Here is a 10,110-nt window from a genome sequence, read left to right as displayed (position 1 = left end):
GCACGGCTGGCAGCGTTTTCAGCAACAGTCGGGAGGGAGGAAGAGGGTGAAACTGGCGCGAGTGACGGGGCTCGAACCCGCGACCTCCGGCGTGACAGGCCGGCACTCTAACCAACTGAGCTACACCCGCGCATATGTTTCCGCCTTTCGGCGATCCGACGCTCTTGTGAGAACATCGGCAGACTTCGAGGATACGAATGGCGCGAGTGACGGGGCTCGAACCCGCGACCTCCGGCGTGACAGGCCGGCACTCTAACCAACTGAGCTACACCCGCGCATTTCGTAAGGGTCAAGACCCTCCCCGGAGCGGCCTCGACCGCCTCGGATGAGCGGCTAACTAAGAGGTTCGCGAACGGGTGTCAAGCGCGTTTCAAGACAAAAGGATGAAGGGTGCAAGCTTTGCCCACAGCGACCGCGATCCGCCTGCGACGGCACCAAAAAAAATCCGCTTCCGAACAGAAACCCTCTTGCGGTTTCTCCGCGATCCGCATAGATCACGGCCACCGACGCGCCGGACAGGCTCCGCGACGCGAGAGGGCGATTAGCTCAGTTGGTAGAGCGCCTCGTTTACACCGAGGATGTCGGCGGTTCGAGTCCGTCATCGCCCACCATTTTCTTCAATCATATAGTTTTTTTGATTGCTTCGACGTAATTAGCCGTCAAAGGCGGAATACCTCCCTCCATGCGCGGGATGCTGCTCGGCGCATTTTGGCCCTCGATTGCCTCGCCTGATTCCCTGTGTTGGGTTTGCTACATCCTGGAGTTCAGCCAGTGACAGCTGCGTGCAACTACAATGCTGTTTTCGCTTAAAGCACAAGCAACTCCCTTTCCCGTTAGCGGCGCTACCCTTACCTCCGCCCGATCGGCCTGGTAGTTTGAATGTGGATGGCTGCGTGACAAGATTGTTGAAACGCTTAAAAGTCTGCATTGTTGCGCGAACAAGGGATATCGGTCTGATGCCAGACGCCGACAAGCTACGCAGCGAGCAGTTGCCTAATGCGCCTCATCCTCGCGTGTTTGCTGATGCCGCTGGACCCATACTGTCTCGGTTAGATCGAGAGCTGGCGGGTCCGTCGTCCCTGTTTCATTACACCAGCGCCGCTGGATTGCTGGGCATCGTTTCCGAACACAAACTGCGTTTTTCCAACGCCCTCTTTCTGAATGACGGCTCGGAGACCGCTCATGGTGTCTATATGGCGGCGCACGCCATCGACATCTTTATGGCGGACAAATCAGACGATGAGAAGGTTCTGTCCAACTCTCTCAAGGAAGCGATAGCGAACGCTATGTATGCCTACCAGCCCGTGGTGTTTTGTATGAGCGAGGAGAACAACCTCTTCAACCAGTGGAGAGATTACGGAAACGACGTTACCCCCTATGCCATAGAATTTGACAGGTCGGTCTTCTACTTCAACAATACCTTCAATTTTGAGGCGTTATTGTTCAAGGTAATTTATGACCGACACCAACAGATCGCGCTGCTGCTAGAATTGGCAACGGAAATCTACAACCGAGCCTCCGGAATCGAAGACACCTCCCTAGATGACAACGCCAAAGGCATCCTTGTTCGTGATGCCGCCGAGGAATTCGTTAGGCTGATCTGGCGATTTAAAAACCAAGCTTTCCAATCGGAGAGGGAGTGGCGTCTGATGAGCACGACGACATACCTTGAGTCTCGAGCTCTTCCGCAGTTCAGAACCAGTAGCTTAGGGGTTGTCCCGTATTGGGAAAGGTCCGTGCAAGGAACTGACAAGCGCTTGCCCATTAAAAGCGTTACCGTAGGTCCAACTCCATACGGCGCGGCGAGCAACCTCGCCTTGGGAGCATTTCTGAAGCACCACGGCTACGATGTCCGCACCGAGTATTCAACCATCCCTATCCGTAGATAATGCTCTCGCGTTGCCTATGCACAGAGCGTAGCAACACCCCCCCTCACAACCGCACCACATCCACCCCATCCCCCAGCTCCCGCTTCGCCGTCTCCACCACGCTCGTCTGGTGGGTAAACAGCAGCGTCTGATGCGTCTCGCCGGCGGCCGCCAGCGTGCGGAGGCCCGCGGCGGTGCGGTCGTCGTCGAAGGTCTGAAAAATGTCGTCGAGCACCAGCGGGGCCGGCTCGTTGCGGCGGCAGTAGTCCTCCAGGAAGGCAAGCCGCAGCGCGAGATAAAGCTGGTCGCCGGTGCCTTCGCTCAAGCCTAAAAGCGGCACCTGCTCGCCCGTCTGGCGCTCGACGGCAAGCTGCAGCTCGTCGCGCTCGTCGTAGACCTGCAGGAGGCGCGCGAAGCGGCCGCCGGTGAGGCCGGAGAACAGCTCCCCTGCCCGCTTCATCACCGGGTCGGCCTGGCGCTCGCGGTAGGCCTCCATCGAGGACGACAGAAGGCTGGCGGCGAGCTTCAGCACCACCCAGCGGCGGGCAAGCTCTTTGGCTTCCGTCTCGGCGGCGAGCTTCTGGAAGACGGCGCGTTCGGCGCCGACGCCGGTTTCCAGGTCGCGGCGGCGGCGCTCGTTCTCGGCCTGCAGGATGCCGAGCGCATTCATGCGCTCGATCAGCCGGTCCTCGCCGGCCGTCAGCCGATCGATCTCCAGCCCGGCGGCAATCCTGTCGAAGCCCACGAGTGCCGCGCGGATCTCCTCCTCCGAGGCGCCGCCGGCGTGTTCGGCAAAGCGGTCGCGGCAGTTGCGCAGCTCCCGCTCCAGATGCTGGCGCCGGCGCAGGTCGTCGAGCACCTGCGGCAGGTCCTCCGGCGTTTTCTGCAGTCGCGCGGCGAGGCGCTCCGCTTCCTGCGCCAGGTCAGCCTGCTCGGCCGCAAGCCGGGTGAGCGTCAGCCCGACGCGCTCCAGTTCGGCCGTGAGTGCCGCGCGGTGCTTGTTCTCCGCCGTCTCCGCCATCAGCCGCTCGTGCAGGAGGCTTGCCGCCACTTCGGCGGGAACCCCGGCGAGATCGGGGGCGACGGCCGCCACGGCCTTGGCGCTTGCCGCCTCGAAGGCCTCCATGTCGCGCATCATGCCGCGCACGCGCCGCTCCCGGTTCTGCCGCTCGAAGAGCGTTTCCGGCACCGTGCGCCAAGCCTCGAGGGCCGCCAGCGCCATGGGCGGCTCGGCATCCTCCGGCAGGCCGACGGCCGTCAGCGCGCTCGCAAAGCCCGATTGCCAGCGGGCGATCTCGTCGAGCAGGCCCCGCTCGCGCACCTCGAGACGGGCAAGCGCCTGTTCGGCCATGGCCCGCTTCGTCTCGCCGGCGCGGCTTTCCACCCAGGCCTGGGCAATCTCGGCGAGGCGCCGCTCCAGCCCGCGGGCGATCGCCGTGGTCGGCAGGGCGGCGGCGGCAAAGCCGGTCGCATCGGCAAGCGACAGCAGCGCCGGGCGTACCCTGTCCTCCTTCAGCTTCAGCGCCTCCAGCTCGTCGCGCAGCGCATCGCTCTCGCGCAGCTGGCGGAAGAGTTCGTCGACGCCGCGGCGCCAGTCGATCATCCGCTCCGGCACCACCGGACGGATGCCGGCGGCGCGAAAGCCGTCCTCATAGTCGGTCAGCTCGTCGGAGAGCGTGATGTCGGCCTCCCTCGCCTGTTTGCGGGCGACCGTCAGGCCCTGCTCCAGCTCGCTTTGCCGCAGCGTAAGTTGCGCATGACGCGATACACGCTCTGCATCCGCCAGCGCCGTGTCGGCCAGCGCGTCGGTCTCGGCGATGGCGCCCGCCAGCCGGTCGAAACCTGAAGGGTTCGGTGTGGTGCGCAGATCGATGAGAAGGCTGTCGCGTTCGGCGCGGCTTGCCGCAAGGTCTTCGCGGGAAACGATTCGGCCGGTGCCTTCCAACGCGGCCAGCTGGTGCGTCGTCTGTGCCGCCTCCTCCTCCAGCGCCGTCACCCTTGCGGTCGCCGCCTTCGCCTGCAGGCGGGCCTCCTCGATGCGGCGGCGGTGTTCGGCGAGCGTGCCGGCTTCCGGCAGCGGCAGGGCGAGAAGCGCGCGCAGATCCGTGACCGCCGGGACAAGGCGGGCCATGGCGGCAGCCAGATCCGATTCGGCGCGGGAGAGGCGCACCTGCAGCGTCTCGGCGCGCTGCAGGTCGGCAAGCTCCGGCTGCAGGGCCGCCAGCTGTTCCGTCCAGGGTTTCGGGTCTAGCAGCCGCCGGTCGGGGCCGCTCTCCTCCATCCGCCGCAGCGTGTCGTGCTCCTCCTCGATGCGCTCGCGGACATCGCGCAGTGCGCGGTCGAGCTTTGTCCCCTCCTCCACCAGCGTGCGCAGCCGCGCCAGATCGGCATCCGGCGGCTGGCCGCTTTCGAGGTCGGCGACACCGGACAGGCCGAGGCGTCTAGCTGCCTGGGCCAGCCGCTGGTCGAAATCCTCCACCTCGGCGCGCACCCGGCCGATATCGTTGCGGGCATTCACATAGGCGCCGATGCCTGAATGCGCGGCCATGATGGCGGCGGAGGCCGCAAGCAGCGGATCGTTGACGTGGATGGCGCGCAGATCGTCGGAAAATTTTGCCCGGTCGGCCTCCGACGCCCGCAGCGCCGCCTCGTTCTCGCGCAGGCGGTCGAGCAGCAGGGAAAGCTCGGCTTCAAAATCCGCCGGCAGTCCGGCCAGCCCCTCGAACTGCGCCAGCTGCTCGCGCTCCCGGTCGATCTCGCGGATGATCGGGTCGAGCCGCTGCAGCAGGCGCAGATGCTCCAGCGCCCGCTTCGTCTCCTGCCGCTCGGAGGAGACGGTTTGCAGATCCGATTCGATCTGGCGTTCTTCCTTCACCAGAGCGGTCCAATCCCCTGCTCTCAGCTCTTGCAGACGCTCCGCCTTACGGGCCTCCTCGTGGGTGTCCAGCACCTGGTAGAACAGCCGGTCCTTGGAGCGGCGGGGCGCATAGATGAGATCCGCCTCCGCCTCCAGCGTCTTGCGCATCTCGGACAGACCCGTGAGCCCGGAGGCTGCGGAAAAGAGCAGGCTGCCGATCTCGCCGCCGCTCTTCAGCATGCTCTCGCCGCCCGCCCGCAACGACGCGGAGTTGAGGCCGAAGGCGCGCTCGAAGACGTCGCGGCTCAAGCTGCCGAGGAAAGGCGTCAGCGCATCGTCGGCCAGCGCCTCCTCGGCGTCCGTTGCGGCAAGCAGCGTGCTCTTGCGGCCCCGGCGGCGGCGGAAGGTCAGGCTCGCGCCATCGCGCGAGGCGACCTGTGCCCCGACGCGCAGGGAGGCCGGGTCGTGCTGGAAGCTGTATTGCGCCGCCGTCGGGAAGCCGAACAGCAGGTCGGAGATGGCCGAGAGCGCCGAGGACTTGCCGGCCTCGTTGGGCCCGTAAACGATGTGGAGCTTTGCATCGGCGCGAAACGCCAGGCTGCGGTCGGTGAGCGCGCCGTAGCGCAGGATGTCGAGGCGTTCGAAGCGCATCAGCCGGCTCCTCCCGCGCGCCCGATCAGGAGCTCGCGGGCCTCCGCCAGCAGGGCAGCGGCATCGTCCCCAAGCGCCAGTTCCCGGGCGCCGATGCCACCCGGCAGGCGCGCGGCAATCTCCGCCAGCCGGGCCTCGGCCTCCTCCAGCAGTTCGGGCGGCAGCGCGCCGGAGATCAGGCCTTCGAGGCCGAGGCCTCCGGCCAGTGCCGCTGTTGCGCCGGGCGTGCCGGCATCCTCGACGCGCACGTCGAGCTTTTCCAGCCAGATGTCCTCGTGGCAGCGGTGGCAGGCCGCCTGCGCCTCGTCCTTGAAGTCCTGCGCCCGGGCGAGCAGCTCGCGGCGGTAGCGGCTCTTGCCGGTCAGGCGGATGCGCAGCGCCAGCGGCCGGCCCTCCATGACCTCGGCGACATGCTCCAGCGCCGCCTCGATGCGCCGCAGGATCGCCGGAAGATCCTCGTCCGGCTCGACCGTGACGGTGGCTTCGGCAAAACGGGCGCCGTCGGTGATGATCCGCTCGTGGCGGATCTCGCCGTCCTCGACAGTCACGAGGACTGCCCCCTTGGCGCCCTGCTCGCGGATGCTGCGTCCCTGCAGATTGCCCGGGAAGACGATCAGCGGGTCCTCTGCCACCACCTCGTAGTCATGCACGTGGCCGAGCGCCCAGTAGTCGTAGCCGCGCGAGCGCAGGTCCTCGACGGAACAGGGCGCATAGGTCGCATGCGGCTCGCGGCCCGTCAGCGAGGTGTGCAGCACGCCGATGTTGAACCAGCCGGGCTGCGGCGGCGGATAGGCGAGCGACAGGTTCTCCGTTGCCGAGCGTTCGGCAAACCCTTGGCCGTGCAGCGCCACCTTCAGATGGTCGAGCGTGAAACTGCCGGGCTTGTTGACGGGAAACTCGCGGACGTTCTTCGGCAAAGTGATCGTCTTGGTGATGACGCTTTCGGCGTCGTGGTTGCCCTTCAGGAGGAAGACCGGGATGCCGGCCCGCTCCAGGCGCGCGACCTCGCGGTTGAAGAAGAGGCCGATCTTGTTGTCCTTCCAGTCGCCGTCATAGACGTCGCCCGCCACCAGGAAGAAGTCCACCTGCCGTTCGAGCGCCTGGTCGACGAGCGTGGAGAAGGCCTTGCGGCTTGCCTCCAGAAAGAGCTCCGCGACGGCGGCATCCTTCATGGCCAGCCCCTGGAAAGGGCTGCCGAGGTGCAGGTCGGCGGAATGGATGAAACGGAAGGAGGACATCGAATCGCTTGCTTTTGTTGTCTCTGCTGAGCAGGTGTTTTAGGCAATTGCCGGGCATGGCGATAGCGCGGGTATTCGGCCTGTGGACAGCCTGCCGATATTACGGAGGACTTCATGAGACAGCACGCGTTCGGGCGCACATCCTTCACCGTCAGCGAAATCGGCTTCGGCGCCTGGCAGATCGGCGGTTCCTGGGGCGACGTCAGCGAAGAGGACGGTGGCGCGGCGCTGGAAGCCGCGCTTGACGCCGGCGTCACCTTCATCGACACGGCCGACGTCTATGGCGACGGGCGCTCGGAAAAGATCATCCAGGGTGTGCTCGCCGCCCGTGGCGGCGACCGTCCTATGGTGGCCACCAAGGCGGGACGCAGGCTGAGCCCGCACACGGCGGACGGCTATACCAAGGCGAACCTCGAGGCCTTCATCGACCGCAGCCTTGCCAATCTCGGCGTCGAGACCCTCGACCTCGTGCAGCTGCACTGCCCGCCGACGGAGGTCTTCTACCGGCCGGAGGTGTTCGGCGCGCTGGACGACCTGCGCCAGGCCGGCAAGATCCAGAGCTACGGCGTCAGCGTCGAGAAGGTCGAGGAGGCGCTGAAGGCGATCGAATATCCCGACGTCGTCAGCATCCAGATCATCTACAACCTCTTCCGCCAGCGTCCGGCCGACCTGTTCTTCAAGGAGGCCAGGCGCAAGAACGTGGCGGTGATCGTCCGGGTGCCGCTCGCCAGCGGCCTTCTGTCCGGCAAGATCAACCGCGAGACGGCGTTCGCGGCCGACGACCACCGCAGTTTCAACCGCCACGGCGAGGCCTTCGACGTCGGCGAGACCTTTGCCGGCGTGCCCTTCGAGGTCGGCCTCCAGGCCGTGGAGGAAGTTCGCAAGCTGGTGCCGGCGGGCGCTTCCATGGCCGCCTTCGCGCTGAAGTGGATCCTGACGAACGAAGCCGTTACCGTGGTCATTCCCGGCGCCCGCAACGCCGAGCAGGCCCGGTCCAATGCCGCCGCCGCCGATCTGGCAGCGCTCTCCGACGACGTGATGACGGCGACCAGGGAAGTCTACGCGCGGCTGATCGCGCCGCATGTCCACCAGCGCTGGTAGCAGGACAAGGCTCGCTACAAACAGAAAGGCCGGGCATCGCTGCCCGGCCTTTTTGATTCGATCTTGAAGAGATCAGTTGGTGATATTCAGGTCGACCTGCCAGAACAGCGTCTCGCCGGAGGAGTCATCGACACCGTCGTTGTCGGTAACGGCATAGGCCGTGCCGGCGGCGTCGAAGGCAAAGCCTTCCAGCTTGTCGACGGCGTAGCCGTTGGTCGCGGCCTTCAGGTCCGGCAGGAAGTCGTGGACTTCTTCCTTGGTGACCGTGGGCAGTTCCTCGCCGATCTTGCCGGGCTTCAGGTCGGCGATCGCAACGCGATAGAGCTTCTTCAGCTTGGCATTGTCGCCGATCTGATTGTCGCGCTCGACGATGTAGACGTAATCGCCACGGGCGGTGATTTCGGAAAGACCGACCCAGCCGGCTTCCGTCTTTTCGAGCGGATAGTGGACGGCGCCCCATTCCTTGGACTTCGGATTGTAGGAAACGAGCTTGACCATGCCCTTCCCGTCGTCCTTCCACTCGCGCTGGACGGCCATCCAGAGCGTCATGTCATCGCCGGTGCCGACGGAGGTGATGCCTTCGAGGCCGAAGCGGGTCTGGCCTGCAAGCAGTTCGACCGGGAAACCGATCTCCGACTTGATCGCGCCCTTGGCATCGACGTTGTAGATGCCGTGGCCGGTGAGCTTTGCCGGGTCGCCTTCGGAGGCCAGCCAGAAGCCGCCCTTGCCGTCGAGCGCGATGCCTTCGATGTCGAGCTTCTGGGCCGCGGCGCCACCGCGGGTGACCGGAAGCGCCGAGGTGATCATGGCCGGCTTCTGGGTTGCGTCGATCGTGAAGATCGTCGGCTGCGCACCGTAGAAGCTGTCGTTGACGGCGTAGAGTGTGCCGTTCTTTTCGGCATCGCCGACGAGACCGGAGAGCGCACCCCAGCCGATCGGCGCACCGTCGACCATGGCGGACTGGATCGTCGGATAGGCTGCTTCGCCTTCCGCCAGTTCGTAGAGCATGACGTGCGAGCGGGCGCCGCCATCTTCACCGAGATCGGCCTCGTTGGAGGTCGCCAGCAGGTTGCGGGCCGGGATGGCGATCGCGCTTTCCGGCGAGATGCCGGAAGGCAGCAGCTGCACCAGTTCCGGCTCGGCGCCTGTGTCCTTGTAGACGGCAACGATCGACGAGCGCTCGGCCATCACGAAGAAATACTTCTGGTCGCCGAAGGTCGCGGCTTCCAGGCCTTCAGGCTCGACGCCCTTCGACTTGGCGCGCTTGTCCGGGAAATGACCGATCTGGGCGATCGCCAGCTCGAGCGACGGGCCGGATTCGTAAAGCACCTTGCCGGTCTTGTCGAAGATCGTGAAGCCGCGCGATCCGCCCTTGTAGTCGCCTTCGTTGGCAATCACGAAACGGTCGTCGTCCAGCCACTTCAGGGCATCCGGCTCGCGTGCAACAGCTTCCAGCTTGCCGGTGAACTTCAGCGCACCGTCCGACTTGGTGTCGACGCCGTCGAGATCGACCGTGCCGGCGGAGAAGTGGGTCTTCACTTCGCCCGTCTTGCCGTCGATGATGACGATGTGGTTGTTCTCCTGCAGCGTCAGGGCGATTTCGCCGAGGCTGTTGATGGAGACGAATTCCGGCTCCGGATCGTCACCGGCTACATCGGCAAGACCGGTCACGTCGACATGCTTGATCGAACCGCAATCCGCTACGCCGTCCTTCAGCGTGATGATCGCCAGGTCGCCGGCAGGCATCTGCGGGATTTCGCCGTCGTTGAGATCCTCGTCGCGCTCGTTCTCGATCGCAATTGCCGCGAAGCTCTTGTCTCCGGAGATGGCAACCGAGTCTGGCTGGCCGCCCAGGTCGCAACTGGCTTCGATCGACTTCGATGCGATATCGACGACGACGAACTTGCCCGACGGCTTCACGAAGCTTTCGGACGTGTTGACGGCGACCAGAACCTTGGAACCGGCAACGGTAACGGATGTGGGTTCGCCATCCATCATCAATGCACCGGCAGCCTTCGGCGCCTTGGCATCGGTGATGTCGACAAAGCCGATGCCGCCGAGCGGGCTGTCGGAATAGATCAGCGTATTGCCGTCCTCGGACGCGGTGATGATCTCGGCCGATGTCGGCGTCAGCTTTTCCTTGTCGGTCGGCAGGTTGGAAGCGACGGGGAACGACGCGATGCGGTTGAAGACCGGATCGGCAGACGCGGGAAGTGCAGCGGAAGCAAGCAGTGCCGCAGTCAGTGCGGCGCGTACGGAAATTCTCATGGGAAGCCCTCCTGTCCATGAAGCGAACAAGGGCGCTTGTGCGGCACGTGCGTGACAGGCAGATGACACGCCAATCACGTTAGACGGTGCTGAATAACACCCGTCACCAGAACGAAAAAAGGCCCGG

General features: G+C 64.9%; 5 protein-coding genes and 3 tRNA genes. 3 read left to right on the top strand and 5 right to left on the bottom strand.

Features of this window, described 5'->3' with window-relative positions:
* Positions 1–53: 53 nt before the first annotated feature.
* Both EO99_RS0110480 and EO99_RS0110475 read right to left on the bottom strand, forming a co-directional pair.
* Positions 54–130 (bottom strand) — tRNA-Asp (locus EO99_RS0110480).
* Between the two features lie 68 nt (positions 131–198).
* Positions 199–275: transfer RNA gene (locus EO99_RS0110475), tRNA-Asp, on the bottom strand.
* A 260-nt stretch (positions 276–535) separates the two neighbouring features.
* Here EO99_RS0110475 and EO99_RS0110470 point away from each other — a divergent pair.
* Both EO99_RS0110470 and EO99_RS0110465 read left to right on the top strand, forming a co-directional pair.
* A tRNA-Val gene (locus EO99_RS0110470) sits at positions 536–611 on the top strand.
* Positions 612–956: 345 nt separating this feature from the next.
* Positions 957–1,889, top strand: coding sequence for a DUF2971 domain-containing protein (locus EO99_RS0110465; RefSeq protein ID WP_029618591.1), 933 nt, complete (start codon positions 957–959; stop codon positions 1,887–1,889).
* A 43-nt stretch (positions 1,890–1,932) separates the two neighbouring features.
* On the opposite strand, the gene EO99_RS0110460 is transcribed toward EO99_RS0110465, so the two are convergent.
* Positions 1,933–5,376 (bottom strand): ATP-binding protein, encoded by a 3,444-nt coding sequence (locus EO99_RS0110460; RefSeq protein ID WP_029618590.1) that lies wholly within the window; start codon positions 5,374–5,376, stop codon positions 1,933–1,935.
* A complete protein-coding gene (locus EO99_RS0110455; RefSeq protein WP_029618589.1) occupies positions 5,376–6,614 on the bottom strand; it encodes a metallophosphoesterase family protein in 1,239 nt (412 codons plus the stop codon). The genes EO99_RS0110460 and EO99_RS0110455 overlap by 1 nt, the downstream gene beginning before the upstream one ends.
* A 114-nt stretch (positions 6,615–6,728) precedes the next feature.
* Between EO99_RS0110455 and EO99_RS0110450 the strand changes: the two genes are divergently transcribed.
* On the top strand, positions 6,729–7,715 hold the full coding sequence (locus EO99_RS0110450) for an aldo/keto reductase (protein WP_029618588.1): 987 nt from the start codon (positions 6,729–6,731) through the stop codon (positions 7,713–7,715).
* A 72-nt stretch (positions 7,716–7,787) separates the two neighbouring features.
* On the opposite strand, the gene EO99_RS0110445 is transcribed toward EO99_RS0110450, so the two are convergent.
* Positions 7,788–9,983 carry an esterase-like activity of phytase family protein gene (locus tag EO99_RS0110445; protein WP_029618587.1) on the bottom strand — a complete coding sequence of 732 codons (2,196 nt, stop codon included), beginning with the start codon at positions 9,981–9,983 and terminating at the stop codon, positions 7,788–7,790.
* Positions 9,984–10,110 lie beyond the last annotated feature (127 nt).

Source organism: Pseudorhizobium marinum (assembly GCF_000705355.1).
In the GTDB taxonomy this organism is placed as follows: Bacteria; Pseudomonadota; Alphaproteobacteria; order Rhizobiales; family Rhizobiaceae; genus Neorhizobium; species Neorhizobium pelagicum.
This window is presented reverse-complemented; position numbering and strand designations above follow the sequence as displayed.